The 17641-nt window shown below is 50.8% G+C and carries 20 protein-coding genes and 1 tRNA gene; 1 reads left to right on the top strand and 20 read right to left on the bottom strand.

The window, feature by feature from the left end; all coding sequences use genetic code 11:
- Positions 1 to 223: 223 nt before the first annotated feature.
- The 5 genes from Q0W37_RS06685 to purU are packed head-to-tail and all read right to left on the bottom strand — an operon-like array spanning position 224 to position 4328.
- Positions 224 to 1510, bottom strand: a complete 1287-nt coding sequence (locus tag Q0W37_RS06685; RefSeq protein ID WP_297699964.1) for a hypothetical protein — start codon at positions 1508 to 1510, stop codon at positions 224 to 226.
- Positions 1510 to 2196, bottom strand: coding sequence for a hypothetical protein (locus Q0W37_RS06680; protein ID WP_297699962.1), 687 nt, complete (start codon positions 2194 to 2196; stop codon positions 1510 to 1512). Before Q0W37_RS06680 ends, Q0W37_RS06685 begins: the two co-directional genes overlap by 1 nt.
- A gap of 15 nt (positions 2197 to 2211) precedes the next feature.
- On the bottom strand, positions 2212 to 2883 hold the full coding sequence (gene pyrE / locus Q0W37_RS06675; protein WP_297699960.1) for an orotate phosphoribosyltransferase: 672 nt from the start codon (positions 2881 to 2883) through the stop codon (positions 2212 to 2214).
- A 42-nt stretch (positions 2884 to 2925) separates the two neighbouring features.
- Positions 2926 to 3474: a hypothetical protein gene (locus tag Q0W37_RS06670; protein ID WP_297699958.1), complete on the bottom strand. Its 549-nt coding sequence runs from the start codon at positions 3472 to 3474 to the stop codon at positions 2926 to 2928.
- An 8-nt stretch (positions 3475 to 3482) separates the two neighbouring features.
- On the bottom strand, positions 3483 to 4328 hold the full coding sequence (purU, locus tag Q0W37_RS06665; protein WP_297699956.1) for a formyltetrahydrofolate deformylase: 846 nt from the start codon (positions 4326 to 4328) through the stop codon (positions 3483 to 3485).
- A 92-nt stretch (positions 4329 to 4420) separates the two neighbouring features.
- Between purU and Q0W37_RS06660 the strand changes: the two genes are divergently transcribed.
- Entirely contained in the window at positions 4421 to 5536 is a 1116-nt protein-coding gene (locus tag Q0W37_RS06660) for a fibrobacter succinogenes major paralogous domain-containing protein (RefSeq protein ID WP_297699955.1), read from the top strand.
- Positions 5537 to 5721: 185 nt separating this feature from the next.
- Here the strand turns inward: Q0W37_RS06660 and argS are convergent, their stop codons facing one another.
- The 15 genes from argS to Q0W37_RS06585 all read right to left on the bottom strand — a co-directional run bounded on the left by argS (position 5722) and on the right by Q0W37_RS06585 (position 17528).
- Positions 5722 to 7449 (bottom strand): arginine--tRNA ligase, encoded by a 1728-nt coding sequence (gene argS, locus Q0W37_RS06655; protein ID WP_297699953.1) that lies wholly within the window; start codon positions 7447 to 7449, stop codon positions 5722 to 5724.
- Entirely contained in the window at positions 7436 to 7849 is a 414-nt protein-coding gene (rsfS, locus tag Q0W37_RS06650; protein WP_173352226.1) for a ribosome silencing factor, read from the bottom strand. The genes argS and rsfS overlap by 14 nt, the downstream gene beginning before the upstream one ends.
- Positions 7836 to 8288, bottom strand: coding sequence for a LytR C-terminal domain-containing protein (locus Q0W37_RS06645; protein ID WP_297699951.1), 453 nt, complete (start codon positions 8286 to 8288; stop codon positions 7836 to 7838). Before Q0W37_RS06645 ends, rsfS begins: the two co-directional genes overlap by 14 nt.
- A gap of 585 nt (positions 8289 to 8873) precedes the next feature.
- Positions 8874 to 9491, bottom strand: coding sequence for a hypothetical protein (locus tag Q0W37_RS06640; RefSeq protein ID WP_297700046.1), 618 nt, complete (start codon positions 9489 to 9491; stop codon positions 8874 to 8876).
- Positions 9492 to 9587: 96 nt separating this feature from the next.
- A complete protein-coding gene (gene panD, locus Q0W37_RS06635) occupies positions 9588 to 9935 on the bottom strand; it encodes an aspartate 1-decarboxylase (protein ID WP_297699949.1) in 348 nt (115 codons plus the stop codon).
- 7 nt (positions 9936 to 9942) lie between these two features.
- The gene (locus Q0W37_RS06630) at positions 9943 to 10671 is read right to left on the bottom strand and encodes a hypothetical protein (RefSeq protein ID WP_297699947.1); all 729 of its coding nucleotides are present in this window, start codon (positions 10669 to 10671) and stop codon (positions 9943 to 9945) included.
- A gap of 23 nt (positions 10672 to 10694) precedes the next feature.
- Positions 10695 to 10778, bottom strand: a tRNA-Leu gene (locus Q0W37_RS06625).
- An 80-nt stretch (positions 10779 to 10858) separates the two neighbouring features.
- Positions 10859 to 11788: an SPOR domain-containing protein gene (locus Q0W37_RS06620; protein ID WP_297699945.1), complete on the bottom strand. Its 930-nt coding sequence runs from the start codon at positions 11786 to 11788 to the stop codon at positions 10859 to 10861.
- A 97-nt stretch (positions 11789 to 11885) separates the two neighbouring features.
- Positions 11886 to 13208, bottom strand: coding sequence for a tRNA (N6-isopentenyl adenosine(37)-C2)-methylthiotransferase MiaB (gene miaB / locus Q0W37_RS06615; RefSeq protein ID WP_297699943.1), 1323 nt, complete (start codon positions 13206 to 13208; stop codon positions 11886 to 11888).
- A 210-nt stretch (positions 13209 to 13418) separates the two neighbouring features.
- Positions 13419 to 14447 carry a site-specific DNA-methyltransferase gene (locus tag Q0W37_RS06610; RefSeq protein ID WP_297699941.1) on the bottom strand — a complete coding sequence of 343 codons (1029 nt, stop codon included), beginning with the start codon at positions 14445 to 14447 and terminating at the stop codon, positions 13419 to 13421.
- Complete coding sequence (locus Q0W37_RS06605) at positions 14444 to 15247, bottom strand: hypothetical protein (protein ID WP_297699940.1); 804 nt, start codon at positions 15245 to 15247, stop codon at positions 14444 to 14446. The genes Q0W37_RS06610 and Q0W37_RS06605 overlap by 4 nt, the downstream gene beginning before the upstream one ends.
- A 641-nt stretch (positions 15248 to 15888) precedes the next feature.
- The gene (locus Q0W37_RS06600) at positions 15889 to 15975 is read right to left on the bottom strand and encodes a type II toxin-antitoxin system YoeB family toxin (RefSeq protein ID WP_297700045.1); all 87 of its coding nucleotides are present in this window, start codon (positions 15973 to 15975) and stop codon (positions 15889 to 15891) included.
- A gap of 24 nt (positions 15976 to 15999) precedes the next feature.
- The gene (locus tag Q0W37_RS06595) at positions 16000 to 16173 is read right to left on the bottom strand and encodes a hypothetical protein (RefSeq protein ID WP_175547366.1); all 174 of its coding nucleotides are present in this window, start codon (positions 16171 to 16173) and stop codon (positions 16000 to 16002) included.
- Positions 16174 to 16191: 18 nt separating this feature from the next.
- Complete coding sequence (locus tag Q0W37_RS06590) at positions 16192 to 17202, bottom strand: ImmA/IrrE family metallo-endopeptidase (protein ID WP_297699937.1); 1011 nt, start codon at positions 17200 to 17202, stop codon at positions 16192 to 16194.
- A gap of 11 nt (positions 17203 to 17213) precedes the next feature.
- Positions 17214 to 17528, bottom strand: a complete 315-nt coding sequence (locus Q0W37_RS06585; RefSeq protein WP_297699935.1) for a killer suppression protein HigA — start codon at positions 17526 to 17528, stop codon at positions 17214 to 17216.
- Positions 17529 to 17641 lie beyond the last annotated feature (113 nt).

Below are 17641 nucleotides of genomic sequence, written 5' to 3'. Positions count from 1 at the left end.
TTCCAAGTTGGAATGAACTTGTTTTGAGTTTATCTCATTTTATTACTGAATTGGGGTGTTGCGGGGTGCCCCCGCAGTGGGGGTAGCGGCAGACACTGCGAAAGACTGGCCGCTAAGCGAACATTCGTCGGGCGAAGCCCGAGGCCATGTGAGCGTGCGGAGCAGGCTGAGCTGTGGCTAGAGCTAGGGGGACTCTTCCCCCATTTTATTTTTTTTGAAAATCTTACTTAAACGGAGTCCAATGGTATTCCAGTCCGACACTTATGAACCAGTCGACGGTGCTTGTGCCGATAGTGGTGGGCTCGGAGGCCGCTTCGGGCGAGGGCTCTACGTAAACGTCCTTGCCGCGGCTCGAAATGCCGGTGCGCACGCTTAAGCCGTAATGTTGTAAGAAGACGCATTGCGTGCCGAATCCAAGGAGGGCGCCTTTGTACGGGTCTTCGGTCTTGAACCTTGTCTCGTATTCAATGGAAGGCTTGTCGTCACTGTCCTTGAGCTCGATATCTTCGGAATAGAAACTGTATTGGAATCCGATGAAGGCGAACAGATGAAGGTCAAGCCATTTCAGGGGGCTAAATGTTCTTGCGAACATGACATTCATGCCAATTTCGTGCTGGGCGAAATTCCAATGGTCCAGTTCTTCGTAAACGGAGTCTCGGTCGTCGGTTTTGACGGCGTGGTTGGAATAGCGGTAGAAAATTTCTCCTCCGATAAAGCCAAACCAGATTCCGCCTGCGTACAAAGTAAATAAAGGCGTAGAATCGTCCATGAAGTTCCAAAGGCTTACGGAATCGCGGGTGACGCGGTAGTTCCCGACGCGGCTACGGATGTGGCGCTTGTACCAGCTGTAAGGCGTAAATGGAACTTGCGCTTGCGCATATCCTGCCGAGATACCTGCCCAAGACCTGAATGTGGGTGTTTCCTTGTAGAGGTCGTCGGGCTCGGATTCCCTTTTGAGTCGCTCTTCTTTGGACAAGCGGCGCGTGGTGTGCCTATCAAAAAAGGCGTCTGCAATTTCGTCGCCCATGGCAATCTTATCAGCTTTCTTGGCAACGGTGCCTGCCGATTTTGGCTCTAGCGAGGTCTCGTCGAAAATGGCTATCTGTAGAACGTTTCCCTTGTCTGCAACAAAGAGCACGATCTTGTCTTCGACGGACTGAATCTTTGTCATCATGGCGGGGTGACGTGCCTTGAGGTAATGGGCGTCGAGTCCCTGTTCCATGTTGTTCGAGAGCCAGGTGGCGTAACGCATGGCGACCGAATCGCGTCCCCATTCACCGAATAGTCTGCACTTGGGTTCGCCGATTCCCGAGTTGTAGCGGCGAAGCGACAGGCAGAATTCCTTGGGGTCAATAGGCGGTTCCTTGTCGGGAGTCCAGATGAGAATATCCGCATTTTGCCACAGGGTCCATTTGGAATCGAAATAGATTTCCTTGGCGTGCGCCACATTGGCGACCAGGGCTTGTACTGCCAAAACAAGGGTGAATACGACTAGGGCGAAATGTTTCATCAGTTCGCCCCCGTGTACAGGTTCTTGCGGATTTGTTCAACACTTTGGCGCATCAGTTGTTCAAGGTCTGCTAGCGTAAGTGTCGCCACCGGATGCTGAATTTCGTCAACGGCGCTGAATAGCGGACGCTGCTTAACGTTGTCCCAAAGCGTATAAGATACGATGGCGCTGATGTTCTGGACTTCGCGCTTGTCTTCGAGTTCATTGTGAATCAGGGCGTAATCGAAGAAGCTTTCGCGCTTGAGGTCGGTGCCTATGATGACTTCGTGGAGCAAGAGAATCTGAACGGGAATGTTTCCGTCGGGCCCGACAATGGTAACGCCCTGTTCGGGGAGCTTTCCCTTCATGAAAATGCGGTCATCTAGTTTTTGGCTTTCTTCGGGAGCGTTGTCGAGAACGGAATCCGGCAACACGACGATTTTCGCGTAGCCGCCACGGAATACCTGCTCCATGGCTTTGGCGCAGAACTCCGTTGCCTTGATCTGTGTGCTGTCGCCGAAGTCGAGGCGGTTCGCAAACCACTTGGTGCGCGTGAGAACGAATGCCTTTTGGAGCCCTGTTATCGTGAGTTCGCCATAGGGGGCCTGCTTGTAGTCCGGATGTTTTGCGGACCAATGGTAAGAATCGGCGCAACCCGAAAAGAGTAGCGCCAATAATACAAGCAATGTGCAAAGGCGAAACTTCACGAATTTCTCACGAACTTACGGTGCGCCCCACTTTTCACGGTAGGCGTACACCTTGTCGAGGATTCCTTCGGGAGCGTTGATCTTCTTGCGATTTTCTTCGCTTTCGAGGAACGCGATGATGTCGTTAATGTTCACGATGGAGTGGGCTTCGATGCCGTATTCGTCCTGCACGGTCTGAAGGGCGGACTTGCCGTTTTCGAGCTTTTCCTTGCGGTCTACCGAAATCAGGAGGCCGACAACGTTTGCGTTTTCGATCTTCGAAAGTGCCTGCATCGTCTCGTTCACGCTGGTGCCCGCGGTAATCACGTCTTCGATAATCACGACGTTCGTCTTCTCGGCGTACTTGTAGCCGACAAGCATGCCGCCTTCGCCGTGGTCCTTCGCTTCCTTGCGGTTGTAGGTGAAGGTGAGGTTCTGGTTGTAGATGTCGGAAAGCTTCATAGCGGTGGCGGCGCACAGCGGAATGCCCTTGTAGGCCGGTCCGTAAAGGTTCTGGGCCTTGCCGTCAAAATGTACCATGTAGGCGTTTGCATAGTATTCGGCAAGCTTCGAGAGGGTGGCGCCTGTACGGAATTCACCCGTGTTGATGAAGTACGGGGTTTCGCGACCGCTCTTGGTCACAAAGGAGCCGAACTTGAGGGCGCCGGCTTCGACAAGAAAATGGACAAACTGGTCTTTGATTTTCATAGTATCAGTAGAAAGTAGTTGAAAGTGGGTAGAACTTAGGTGTTAGTTCGCTCCGCAGAGGAGGCTGAAGATCTTCGAGAAGACGTTCGTTTCTTCGGTGAGGATCTCTATGACCACCAGGAGGATGGTTATCAGTACGCACAGTCCGATGTAGAAGTAGAACGATTTCTTGACGCCCTTGATTTTCAACTTGAAGATGACCCAGGCAATGACGCTGAAGATGGCGCTGAAGGTCCAGGCCGCGATGGCGCCGAGCGAAATCCCCGGAATAAGGCTGATTGCAAATGTAAGTGCGATGCCCGGCATAAAGAAGAACGCGATGCAGAGGACGCAGAGAAGGGCAAAACCCACGTAATGGGCAAAGCCGCGTTCGCGTTGAACAATCACCTGAGGTTGCGTGGCGGAAGTCTGCGGCTGCGAATATGTTGAGGGCTCTGTTGCCGGAGCGGCTTCTGCGGGTTCGGTTGTAGCGGGTTCTACGGGGGCCGTCGGTGTTTCGGCTGCGGGCTGTGCTTCCGCTGCGGGAGCCTCGCTCACCGGGGCGTCGAGCTGCGGTTCCGCGTTATTCTGGTTGTTCAGTTCTTCGGACATGTTGTCTCCTATAGGATAAATGTTCTTCCGGCGTAAACGAATACGCGGTGTTCGAGCCAGAGCTTGAGGGCGGCAGATAGGGTGCGCTTTTCGATATCCTTGCCGAGTTCTACCAGGTCTTCGATACTTGCCGTTTCGGGCACGCGCTGAATGTCCTGACAGATGATGGGCCCCTGGTCCAGGTCTTCGGTGGCGAAGTGCGCCGTGGCACCGATAATCTTTACGCCCTTGTGCCATGCCTGGTGGTAGGGCTTAGCTCCCTTGAATGCGGGCAGGAATCCGTGGTGGATGTTGATGATTCTGTACTTGAATTCCTCGGTAAAGGCTTCGCTCAGAATCTGCATGTAGCGGGCAAGTACCACCGTGTCGGTCTTTGTTTCGGCGATGATTTCGCGGAAACGGTTTTCGGGAATGCTCTTGTCCGGATTGCTCGGTACGTAGTAGAACGGTACGCCGAAGGTGCCGCCGACGGGGCCCAGATCGGGGTGGTTACCGACAATGCAACTGAACTCGCAGGGGAGGTCTCCGTCGCGTCTCTTGAGCAAAAGGTCATAAAGGCAGTGGTCGGTCTTGGAGACAAAAATGGCGACACGTTCGATTTTGGTGGTGTCGAACAGTTTCCAGTTCAGCTGAAGGTGACCTTCGAGTGTTTCCAAGTGTTTACGGACTTCCTCGATATTTTCGGAATCGGCTTCAAAAACGGCCCTCAGGAAAAATGTTTCGATGTCCTTTGCCGTATGTTGCTGCAAGTCCACGATGTTTGCGCCAGCCTTGGCGAGTACTTGAGTGGTTCCGGCAATAAGTCCCTTCTGGTCGGGGCAATGAATCTGCAAAATGTAACGAGTAATAGCCATAGCCCAAAATTATAAAAACGCAGAGCCTTCTGCCTGCGTCCAAGATAAAAAATTCTACTTTTAAAGTGCAAATTTTTTTTCGAGAAGGAAAAATGAAACACATACTCTCTCTCAAGTCCTTGTTTGCTGTTGCCTGCGGTATGGCTGCCGTTCAGGCTTTTGCCATTCCCCAAAAAACATGGGATGCTATCTACAATGCCGAAGGCGAAGGTGATTACGCCGCGGCAAAGATTGAAGGTAATATCCGTTTTGGCAAGTACACGCACTATAAGGAAGTTCAGCCGGTCTCTTTCAAGGTGAACGATAGCTTGTTCGTATTTTCGGTGGCGGGCAATATGACGGTTCCTGCCGACAAGATTGAAAAGGAACATTTTTACGAAAAGTGCAATGAAACCATGGAAGCATGGATTTCGTACTTCAACAAGCCTCGCAACTTTGGTGGTGACGAACTGATCATTAATATCGCCGGTGTAGACCTTGCCTGTGGCAATGAACTCTATGCCGTGGGTGATCTGAGAATCAAGTTTGCAAACGCCAAGGCTCAGGAAGCCTGGGTGAGCAATCTGGAAGGCCGTGAAAAGTATAGGCGCGAAAAGCTGGTGGAATTCCGCCGTGCCGAACAGGAACATAGGGCGTCTCTGCGCGATGTTTCGGGAATGGTGACCGATCCGCGCGACGGACAGGTGTACCGTACCATCAAGGTCGAAGGTCGTGAATGGTTTGCGCAGAACGTGAACTACAACGTGGAAGGCCACTCTTGGTGCTACGAAGACAAGGACTCCTACTGCGCCCGTGGTGGTCGCCTCTATGACCTTGAAGGTGCCCGCAAGGCATGCCCCGAAGGTTGGCACCTGCCGCGTGACCGCGAATGGATGGATTTGCTTGTTGGTCTGACTCACTGCTACGAAGGCGTGGACAAGTGCGAAAAGTTTGCAAGCAAGATGAAGGCGACTACCGGTTGGCAGGGTGGTGGCGGTACCGATGAATACGGTTTCTCCATTTTCTCTTCGGGTTACCGCAAGATGGTGGGCAAGTCCATTGTCCGCTACGAAGACATGGGTGAGTACGCAGGCTTCTGGTCTGCACAGAATGGCCGCAACGAAACCATCTGGATTTGGGCCATGGGCCGTATGAGCGACCAGATGGTTCGTCAGCTGGTGCCGAGCAAGAATAACGCCTACTCTGTCCGCTGCATCAACGGTAATTAGTTTTAGGGGTATGAGGTCGGTCGCCAAGGCTCCCTTTGAGCTATGGGGGCGCCTCGCTTTGGGAAACGTATAAATGAAAAACGAGAGCTTTAAAGCTCTCGTTTTCTGCTTTTGCTCAAAGCCTTGCTCTGCAAGGCGAGCCCAAAGGGCCATAGGCCCGAGCCCATACCTCACAAGCTGCGCTGCTACATCTGGCGGATGGGGAAGAGTCCGAGCAAATCAAGCACGTTTTCGAGCACAATCTGCGTGGCCTGAACCAAGAACAGGCGGGACTTTTCTTCGGCAGAACCGAGCACGCGGTCTTCGTGGATGAACTTGTGCGCGGCTTCTGCGATTTCGAGGGCGTACTGGGCGAGAACGCTTGGTTCGTCACCGGCGACGGCATCCAGAATTTTCTTGCCTTTCTTCGACAGGATGTTGATGAGGCTGTAAGCGGCATCGTCGCCGAGTTCGGCAAAGTTCACGTCCTTGATTGCGGCGGCGAGGTCCGCGCGTTCAATGCCGGCCTTGCGCATAATGCTGCAGAGGCGCACATGGGCGTTCTGCACGTACGGACCCGTATCGCCTTCGAAGCTCATTACGGCATCCCAATCGAAACGCACGTCCTTCAGGCGGCTGTTCTTCAAGTCGTTGAAGGTGAGCGCGGAAATACCGATCTGGCGAGCGATAAGTTCCTTGTTTTCGAGTTCCGGATTCTTCGCGTCGATGAATTCGAGAATCTTCTTCTGGGCGGCTTCAATCACGTCGCGAAGCAGGCTTGCGGTACCCGTACGGGTCTTGCCCTTTTCCCACTTGCCGTCGACCAGCTGCAGGATCACGCCGAACGGAATGTGGTACATGTCCTTGTACCATTCGCGGCCCATCTTCTTCAAAACGTGGAACACCTGCTTGAAGTGGAGCGCCTGTCCGAGGTCCACCACGTAAAGGCACTTGTCGAAGTTGTATTCCTTCTTGCGGTAGCAAGCGGCGGCGAGGTCGCGGGTGGCGTACAAGGTAGAACCGTCGCTCTTGCGGATCAGGCAAGGGTTCAGGTCGAATTCGTCCAGCATCACCACGTCCAGATCCTGGCTCTTCACCATCAGGTTCTTTTCGCGGAGTTCGTCGAGAATGGCCGGAATCTTGTCTTCGAAGAAGGATTCGCCGGTGTAGTGGTCAAAGCCCACGCCCATCATGTCGTAGATGCGCATGAGTTCCTTGAGCGTTGCGGCGCGGAAAGCTGTCCAAAGCTTGCGGTAGAATTCGTCGCCCTGTTCGAGCTTGGTGAATGCGGCGCGCGCTTCGTCTTCGAGGCTCGGCTCTTCCTTAGATGCCTTGGAGAAGGCTGCGTAAAGGATGTTGAGTTCCTTCACGGTCAGGCTATCGAGCGTGGCGTCGTCGGTGGGGCGATTTTCGCGGAGGTACATCACGATGAGCTTGCCGAAAGCGGTACCCCAGTCGCCGAGGTGGTTGATGCGTTCCACCTTGTAGCCCGCGGCCTTGTAGATGCGGGAGAGGGAATTGCCGATCATCGTCGAACGCAGGTGGTGGAAGGCCAGTTCCTTACCGATGTTCGGGGAGCTGAAGTCGATGCAGACGACCTTCCCGTTCGATGCGGCGTGACCATATTCCAAACCCTTCGCGGCAATTTCTTCGAGAGTCGACTTCGCGAGGAATCCGCGGTCGATAAAGAAGTTCAGGTAACCGTTCACGGCTTCGACCTTCGAAAGACCTGCCGGAAGCTTCACCTGTGCGGCCAAGTCTTCGGCAATCATCTTCGGGGCCTTGCGCATCACCTTCGCGAGCGAAAAGCACGGAATGGTGAAGTTGCCGTGCGTGGTATCAGGCGGCACGGAGATAAGCTTGAGGGCGGCTTCCTTTTCGAAGGAACCGGTGGCGGCGAGCGCTTCTGCGATTTCTTGCTCAAACGAGTTCATTGTCGTCGGCCTTCTTGTCGGTGGTCTTTACAAAGTCATTTTCGTCGAGTTCCACAATCTTGCCGTCGGCGTACAGACGGTCAAGCGAAATCTCGTTACGCTTTTCTTCTTCGAACAGGTGGACCATCAGGTCGAGGCCGGCGTCGAACACGGCCCAGCGCACGCCTTCCTTGTATTCCACGCCCACGGACGGGAGCTTGTTCGCCTTGAATTCCTTGCGGAGTTCGTTCAGAATAGCCTGCATCTGGGCTTCGCTTTCGCAGGTTGCCACGAGGAAATAATCCGTGACATCCTTGATGCCGCGCAGGTCAATCAGCTGCACGTTCTGGGCGCGCAGCTCAAACAAAATGCTTGCGCCCATTTGGACGGACTGGGGAAGTTCTTGCTTATTCGTTGTCATCTGTTTCTCCCTGTTCGGGTTCTATTATTTGTTCAAAGTCTTTGCCGATGTACACGGCGGCGTCTACGACTGCGCGGCTGCTGTGGACCACGAGCACGTTCTTCGTCTTGAGTGCGCGGGCGAGTGCCTTGGCGCCTTCCCACTCGGGGTTCCTGAGTACCAGCACGGTTTCATCGTAGTTCTGCAATCTATCGTTTCTAGAACTTACGACGTCAAATCCGTTTTCGCGCAGGTAGGAGCGCATCTTAGCGGCCGCCCCCTGCATTCCGCAGCTGTTCAGCACCTCAACATCGCCCTTGTAGGTGCGTACCACCTTTTCTACCGGCGCCTTCTTCTGCTCCTCTTCGCACCCTAAAAACGCCGTTGCCACAAACAACAGCGAAACCACCGTCGCGGCGGCCGATGCAAACGAGCGTGCTTTCGAAAAATGAAGGTACATTCTTTGATAGAAATTTAGAAAATTTCAACTTACTTTTAGTAAGTTACCTTTGGTAACTTCGTTATTTCGTCTAGTATTCAAGTGCTATTTGTTGCAGGAAAAATATTTTTCAGAAGCAGTTGTTCTTTTTTCTGTGCCCGTTTAGTCTTGTTTGTTGCTTATTGCAACGTCATTGCTCTGCGATCCATGACTGGTTCGCCTCAGCAATGGCTAAGTAAACTAGTTAAGGTGCGCTTTTTAGCTGGCGGGGCATATAAGAATTGTTTTTCTATGTGTCTTATATGCCCTTTTTGAATTTGTCTGTAAAGAAATGTTACTCGCAGGGGTGTCCGGGGCGTATAAAATGGGCGTTTGCGATGTTTTTATATGCCCCCAATGGTGATGGGAGTGCTGCTATGTGATTTTTTTGAGTGCAAGGGCGTATAAACAGGACGTTTTTGTGGAATTTATATGCCCCCATGCTGAAAATGAGCGTTAAAAAATGTGTTTTGGCGAAAAACAGCTGTAATTATCGCCAAAAACTCGGAAAATTCATACGATTTCGCAAAAATGGATGCTTAAAAGTCTCTCTCTGATCGGCATCCCTTACCTACAGTAATAAGGTGTACTCCAGGGGCATCCGCCGTAGAAGTGGCGGTAAGGGCCATACGCCTTGAAGGCGTCGTTTCCGTTTACGAACATCAGCCTGAAACTCATATTGTCGTTGGGCTTGTATTCTAGCGTTACATCGGGAATGATGACGTCGACATTGCCTTGGCGCACGTCTTCTTTGGCGATCGGAGTGCCGAAACGGAAGTTGGAATAAAGTGGCATCCAGAGTCCCACATTTGCGTACAAGTGAAGCTCTGGAGAAAATTCGTAGGCGAGATGCGCCATGTAGCTCTGCTGGGCGAATGTCCCGAAGCTTCCGCCCATAAAGCTCACCGAGTAGGTGTAGGCGACTTTGAGCGCGGGGTCGAATGTCTCGTGCCGCACTAGGCGTTCGGGGTCAAAATGCTCACGGTTCCAGGGAATGCCGTCATCGGGAATTACATACACCGTGTCGACAATCGTGTCTTTCGGGGTTGTGTTTGCTGCGGGGGCTGTCGCAGTAACAGAGGCCGCGGAGGTTGCTTTTGCGGTAACGGTGTCTCTTTGGACGGTCGTGGCAATAACCGAATCTGTCTTCGCAGGACTTTCCGCGAAGGCTACCGTTGCTACCATACATGCCACAAAAAACATCCACCGCATATAATGAATATAGAAAAAGGATGATTCTGAGGGTTTGAAAATAAACGCCGAAATCCGAGATACGAATTATTACACGATTTCGTTCTTGGCGTTCACGTGGATCACGGTGGGTTTCCACGACTTGGCTTCGTCTTCGCTCATGGTGGCGTAGGCGACGATAATCACCAAATCGCCGGGCTGGACCAAGCGGGCTGCTGCACCGTTCAAGCAGATTACGCCAGAACCGGCAGGGCCTTCGATTACGTAAGTATCCAGACGGGAACCGTTGTTCACGTCAAGTACGCCGACTTTTTCGAAGGGGAGGATGTTCGCTGCATCCATCAAATCGCGGGCAATGGTAATCGAGCCCTCGTAGTTGAGGTTTGCGTCGGTTACGGTTGCGCGATGAATTTTGCTTTTGAGTAATTCTAGCTGCATGATGCGCTTAGAATTTTACGTTGAAGAATCCTGCAACGCCCTTTTCAGGAGTGGGGAGGATTCCGTAGCTGAAACGGTTTGCGTCCGGGTTGCTGTCCCACTGGGAGCTGAAGAATGCATCACCAAAGGACCAGATATGGGCCGCGGCAACAAAAAGAAGACCGTACCACCAGGCTGTATTTCCGTCGGCTGCCATGTAGACTGTAGCTCCAACGCTACCGACCCACAGGGCGTCCATCCAAATGGCCTTCATGGATTCATTCTTGTGCCACTGGTAAAGCGAGGGAATCAGCAAGGAAAGGTAAGCGTAGCTCTGATCGCCTGCGTTATTGCGGTAGGAGCGGTCGATGTCTGCATCTTCGAAACCACCGGAACGTTGACTGATCCATTCTTCTTCGGAAACGCCGAGCTTTTCCCAGGGCTTCTGGAGATATTCAGAAGGGCGAATTCCCATTTCAACAAGGTTCGTAAGCTTGTCCCTAGATACGCCTTCTTCCTTGGCTTGCTGGAATTCCCACTGGGTAAGTCCCATTTCTTCGTAGTTGAAACCCTGCCATTCGTCACCGGAAGCCTTGGCTTCCCCGACGTTTGCTTCGTCATTGTTGTCGGCAAAGGAGTCTTCGGTTTCGGATGCCCCGTATGAATAGGAGTCTTCGGAAGATTCGTCATCGAACTGGGCGAACGCAATGGAGCCGCACAGCAACACTGTTGAGAGAATCTTGCACCAATTCGCCATTAATTTCATCCTTCAGGTTGTAATGCCGGGGGAGGGAATCGAACCCTCACACTCTCGCGAGTACCGGATTTTGAGTCCGGCGCGTCTACCAATTTCACCACCCCGGCTCGGGGGTTTGTTCAAATATAGAACAATTTCTCTTTTTTTGCAGGGGATATAAGAGAAAAATACCCTTTTTTGTGCAAATTTACCTTTTCAGAAGGGGCTGGTATTCGATTTTTAAGGGAGCAAGTTTGCTTGCGGCGTAGTCGACCGCCTGTTCCTTGGAGTCGAACCGTCCTGTTTGGACAAGGTAAAGAGTCCGTTCTGCCCGTGGCTGTTCGACAATGGTGCAGGTGATTTTCTGTTTTTTGAGGTTTGTTACCAGAAGGTCTGCGTTTGACTTTGTTCCGAAAGCGCCCAATTGGAGTGTCCAGTATTCCTGGGTGGGGGCAACCGCCGGAGCCGGTTGGACTACCTTGGTCGTGACAGAATCTTTTTTCGGGGCTGACTCGGCGGGAGTACTTGCTGCGGTTTGTGTTACGGTGGGTTCCGCCGGTGCTACTGCGGACGGCACCGGTGTGGTCGTCGGTGCAGAATTTGCCGTTGCGGAATCGGCCTTTGCTGTCTGGAGCGCCTTGAGCGAATCGGGGTTGTTCAGCAGGTTGCAACGGTCGTTGAGGTCGTCCGACTTGACTTTTGCCTTGACGGCCTGACACACTTTCTGGAGAACGACGGCCTGGTGCGGATGCGAGGTCTCGATCGCCTGGATCAGGTCTTCGGCGGCTTTTTCGTACTTGCCAAGGTAGAGCCTGAACTGGGCGCTTGTCATCATGAGGTCGGCATAGATGGCGCGTTGCGGGTTGGTCGTCTGGATAAGGCTGTCCAGGCGTTTGCCTGCAACTTTGAACGACTGGGCACTCCCCGTCTGCGAAAGGGCGAGAACGTTCCATAGGTAACATTCGGCGCGCACGGAGTCGGGTTCCTTGGGGCATGCGGCCTCGTAGGCTGCCGCCGCTTCTTTCCAGTTGCCTGCAACGTATGCCTTCTGCGCGTCCGCCATCGTCTGTGCAAATGCGCTTGCTGCAAAAACAGAAAGCAATGCAAACGCAATCCCGCGAACATTCCAAAACTTCATCTTCTTTACCTCAAATTTCTCTCTAGCGAACCTCAAAGGGGCGAAGTCCCGACCTCATAACTCAAAGTGCCGAAGGCGCGGCCCCACACCTCACATCTTACACCAGCGTCCCGCGGATCGTCCACCCGCGAATGTCGTCGAGTTTCACCTTCACGTAGTCGCCGGGCTTCACGATGCGGCCTTCTTCGGGCTTGAAAATCACCTTCTTGAAGTTGTCGGTACGGCCGCGCAGTTCCGTTTCGTCGCGAGCAGAATTTTTTTCGACCAGAAGTTCCTCGGTGCGGCCGAGCATCATCTGGTTCCTCTTGAGCGTGATGGCATTCTGCAGTTCCACGAGGCGTGTGTGGCGTTCCTGCTTTTCCTGCTCGGTGAGTGTCTCGGTTTCCTTGTACGATTCCGTGCCCTTGCGCGGGCTGTAGATGAACATGAACGCAGAGTCGAACTGGCAGGTTTCAAATGCCTTGAGGGTCGCCTCGAAATCTTCTTCGGTTTCGCCCACGAATCCGCAAATCACGTCTGTCGAAATCCCATAGAACGGGTCCTTGCTACGCAGCTGTTCGATAATCGAGAGGTACTGCTCCATATTGTGCTGGCGGCGCATCTTCTTGAGCATGGCGTCGGAGCCGCTCTGGATAGGAATGTGCGCGTAGTGGCAGACCTTCGGGTTGTTCAGCAGCACGTCGATGAGCTCGTTCGTGTAATGCCTCGGGTGCGGGCTCGTAAAGCGGATGCGGCGGATGCCCCCGATTTCGGAGACCTTCGTGAGAAGGTCGGAAAAATTGCCGCCTTCGGTCTTGTAGGCGTTCACCGTCTGGCCCAGCAGCGTCACCTCGGTAATACCTTTGTCGGCGGCCTTGCGGACTTCGGCGAGCACGTCATTCATGTCGCGGTACTTTTCCGGCCCGCGCAGGTACGGTACGATGCAGTAGCTGCAGCGCTTGTTGCATCCGCGCTGAATAGCCACGAAGGTGGTGAAGTCGTTCTGGAGTTTTGCGTATTCGCCCAGGTAGTTTTCGCTCTGGTCCTCGTCGATGAACATCTTGTGGTGTGTCAGGTGCAAGGGACTTTTGGCGTCGCCCAGCAGTAACTCCGGAATTTTCTTGTACTGGTCCGGCCCCACGATGTAACTCACGTTAGGCAGGCGCTTCAAAAGTTCCGGCCCGCGATTCTTCGCCATGCAGCCGCAAACGACCACCTTCACGTCGGGGTTCTTCTTGTTCAGGTACTTGAGCTTGCTGATGTTCGCGATGGCGGTTTCCTCGGCCTTTTCGCGCACGCTGCAGGTGTTCACGATGATAAAGTCGGCATCTTCCTGGTTGCTCGTCTCGACGCAACCGCACATGTCGAGCTCCTGGGCAATCATCGCCGAGTCGTACTCGTTCATCTGGCAGCCGTATGTGGCCAAGTGGTATTTTTTCATGCGGGTAAATTTAGAAAAAAATATAGAAGGGGGAGGTATCCCCCTCGCTTCAGCCACGGCACGGCCGTGTCTTCCGCTACCCCCACGCCTAGTGGCTCCGCCCCTAAAACCCCAAAAGGCGAATGCCGTGACAATCATGCTTGCGCGAATTGTCATGGCTGAGCCGCAGGGGTTTTTGCAATGCCCACGAATTATCTAACAACTTACAAGCTAAATTTCAATATATTTATACATTGATTCATTAGCAAAGAAACCGTTATTTTCAAGATTCTTTTTGATGGTTTCAATTGCTATATCTGATTTATCAACGCCAATCCATTTGCGGCCCAACCTGCTTGCTTCAACTAAAGTGCCTCCCGAGCCGGCAAAGCAATCCATCACGATGGAATCCTCATTGGAGGACGCCTTAATAATTGTTTGCAACATTTCGTGATTTTTCTCTGTCGGATAAATAGGATTAGGAGAATCCTTGAAAGTCCAAATATCTTGCAACTTCTTGGTCAGATGTTCATCGGCATAGTTGATTTTACGCGGATTTCCCGATGCAGACCATTCAATTAAACCATCTTTATCTAATTGTTCTAGTTCTTCCACACTACATCTCCAATGCCTTCCTGGAGGGGGTAAAATCCCTTTGAATTTTTGCGAAGATTTTCCATCTTTTGTTTCGCCAGGAGCGTGGATTGGAACAGTTGTATAGCGTCTTCCGTTTTTGTCAACTTTTGTATATAACTTTACAATTTCCTCTTCTGACATAGGAATTCTTGGCTCGTGCCAGATAGGATTCTTTCCTTTTGTGTAGAATAGAATCATATCCTTTATGTTGCCATAGCCAATTCTTGAAAAATTTTTCGGATTGCATTTTATTCTTGTTATATCATTCCTGAAATTTTCAATTCCAAAAATTTCATCAAGCATGCACTTTACATAATGACCAATTTTATAGTCTATGTGTAAATAGAATGAACCTTGCGGAGAGAGAAGATCATATATGATTTGAATCCGCTCGCGCAAAAATTCAATAAAAGCCGAACCAGTTAATTTATCAGAATACGCTATTTTACCGGATGACGAACTACTAATTGTAGCTACACGTCCATTAGAATCTGTTTTAAACTCACCTCCCGTTGCAAAAGGAGGATCAATATAGACCAAATCAATAGATTCGCGTAATTTCATCTTATCACGGATATACACCAGTGAATCTATGTTGTCGCCTTTTATGAGAGTGTTTTTCATAGCGACTCCAGGAAATCACGAAGTACAAGAGCCGACATAATGTTGTATTCTGTCCTGATCAAATTAAGAAAAAGTTTCCCGTTATTCCGTATATAAGGAACACCATCAATTATGCCGATTTTTACGACATCGTTATTTCTAAGGGGAGATTCAATTGTCGCAATAGCATCCACAAACTGGTAATTTTGATGACCACCAAAATCAGAAATGAATTTTGCTTCGCCAATAACATAACGGCCGTTATATCGAGCTATGAAATCAAGCCCCTTTTCTCGGTTGTATCCGAAATTCCGTCTAGCATAATCCATCATTGAGCTGTCGGATCCATCAAGAATTGCATTTCCTGTACTACGAACAAAAACTGATTCAGGAACAGGTCTAATTCCTAAAGCCCCAGAATTAAGCCAATTGCGAAACATGGGACCCATTTGACGATTGGCTTCTTTGGGTTCGGTGCATCTTTTATAGAGCTCCCTGAATCCCATTTCATAGAGATCCCCGCAGATGCGGTTGATTATTTGTGGATTTCTTCTAATGGCGTCTTTTGATTTTCGTAAGAAGGGAATATAACTGTCTTTTACAGGAAACAGGTCTAAATCCAACAGAGAGGCTATTAGATTGAAATTATCTCTCTCGTTAAAGTACATTTCAACGCGATGCATGATTCTTTCATCTATTCTGCGTACATTTTCGTGTACCACAGGATAGACTGTGTACAAATCATCTAGATAGGGGAGGTTTGCTGCGTAGTCGATGCTTTTTTGTGTCCATGGATTGGCAGCTCGTAAAATGGCGGGCATTTTATTTGACTCCTTACTGAAAGTGAACGAGTCACTCTCGCAAGTGCCAAAACGCACGACATTTCAAAGAACAAAACTCGCAATATGAGTCAAGAGATTGCTTCTCCTTTACAGGTTCGCAATGGCATGACTAATAAACCCGAGCGAATACTATTCACTCAGGATACACTACACCCATATATTACAAAGGCGTAGGCGAGCATAGTCTTATTCTTTGTATCAGAAATTGTCGAGATTTCTAGCTAAGAACAAGAGTTAAACTCCGGTACGAGTTCACCCTTATTCAGCAATCAACCCATTTTTTTGAATAAAAAAGGCGTGGAGTTGAATGTATTTACCAGCTAGAGGCTCTCGACTGCCCGATACAAATAAACACAAACAACTCACGCCCCAATAAAGGTCGCGTAACTAAAAGGCAAATACAATTTGCCTATAGCAAAACGATACGGCAACAGAATTGCCGCAGACGTGAGCGTTCGTCCTATCCTCTATATCTGGAAACTGTCGAGATTTCTAGCTGAGAATAAGAGAAAACTCTATTTTCAAGAATAAATATATAATTTTTTTGGGGAAAAGAAAGCCCGCTTGCACGGGCATGACAAAAAAGCAACAATCTGACTTAAAGGCTTCGTCCTTCCTAGTCAGACGTTCTCGTAATGGCCTTTGCACGAGAGAATGTCGATAAATTCGTCGTTGATTCGATAAATCAGACGGTTTGCGTCGTCGATTCTGCGGCTTCCGAAAAAGCGATTTTAGCCATTCTCCATCGCCTCCAGTTCTTCTATGGTCTTTACAATTCCCTTGCCGGCATTCAGCTGTTCGATGCCTTTTTTGAGGGCTTCGATGTCGCTTGCATTGCTGCAGAACTTATCGAAACTTTCCTTGTCCTTGCTGTCGATGCGTGCGGAAACTGTTGCCTGTGCCATACTGCGCTCCTTGTTTCCCTAGACTTCTAGCCCTGCCTGCGTCATGTATTTTTGCGCGAATGCGTTTGCCTCGTCGTCCTTCTGCTGGTTTTTGTTGCCGTAATAGACGTTCTTGATGAAGATGTCCTTCTTGCCGTGGAGCGCGATGTGGCCGAGCTCGTGGAAGAACGTGAACCAGAATGCATTGCGGTCCTTGAAACGGTCGTGAAGCTGGATGACGGGAATGTCCTTGTACCAGCGGGCCATGCCATGAATCGGCGCCGACTTGAAGTTCTGCGCGTAGAGTACCTTGATTCCGAACTTTGCGCCCAGTTCCTGCAGCTTGTGCATGCCGTCGTCAATGAAGTCTTCGCCCACCTTCGGCTTGGGCAAGGCCTTCTTGCGGCGTAAATCTTCCCACGCGGCAACATCGTTTTTGGCCAGTTCCACGAATTGCGGCATTGCCTTCTTGATGGCGGAACGCAGCTTCTTGTCGTTCTGCTTTTCCATCTTGATTTCGTCGGCGAGGATTTCGCCGCGGCGCATCCACACGGAGGCCGCGTACGGGTCTTCGGTTTCGGCCAGCGAGATGCGGAAGGCCACCTTCAGGCGGTTCTTGTAGTAGTAATTTTCCCACGCCTTGGGGCTTGCCACCCCGAAGAACTTGAGGATGGGCGACACGCCGTCTTCTTTGTTGTTGAAGTCCTTGATCCATGTGCGCGGATTGAGTTCACCGATAGGGAAGAACTTGCGCCAACCGGCCTGGTTCTTGACGGCTTCTTTGACTTGAAGTCTCATAAGTTCTTCTTCGTACCCTTTTTGGGCGTTAAGCCAAAAACTGACCGGGATTCCGGTGGCGTAATCTAGGGAATGTGCGACTTCGATAGTTATGTTGCACTTGCCTTTCAGAATTTCGTTCACTGTTTTAGGCGTGTAGCCGATACGCGCTGCAAAATCATTGACATCGAGGCCCATTTCCTGAAGTTTTTCTTCAAGAAACGCTCCCGGCGGGGTAATTCCCCAAACGATAGCTTCCTTATTCTTCTGCATGTTTACCTCTGCTAATGATAATCTACGATTTCCATAATTTCGGCATTGTGCCGTTCTGCCCAGATAACAAATTCGTTCGGTTCTGCGCCTTTGATTATAAGACGATAAGGCTGGTCAAGGCTGCATGCCCATTGGCCCTTGCGGTTGCCCACAAGTTCATGGAAATTTCCGGGCACAGTCTTCAGAATTTCAAAGTTCTCGGCATATTTGATTGCCTTTATTCGCAAATTGTAGCATGTCGCCCGTTTTTTGCCCATGCGCCGTAAGGCATACGCTTCGTCTATTGCGCATAATTCTAATTCTCTGCTCCTGTATTCAATTTTCATGAAACCCTCTCCGTTAGTCAAAAGTCCTGTTTTCTAATATAATAAAAACTTTTGAGAAACGCAAGGGGTGTCTTATTTTTATAAAATACGCAGTTTGAGTTGATTATAATACT

The organism is uncultured Fibrobacter sp. (assembly GCF_947166265.1).
Taxonomy (GTDB): Bacteria; Fibrobacterota; Fibrobacteria; order Fibrobacterales; family Fibrobacteraceae; genus Fibrobacter.
This window is presented reverse-complemented; position numbering and strand designations above follow the sequence as displayed.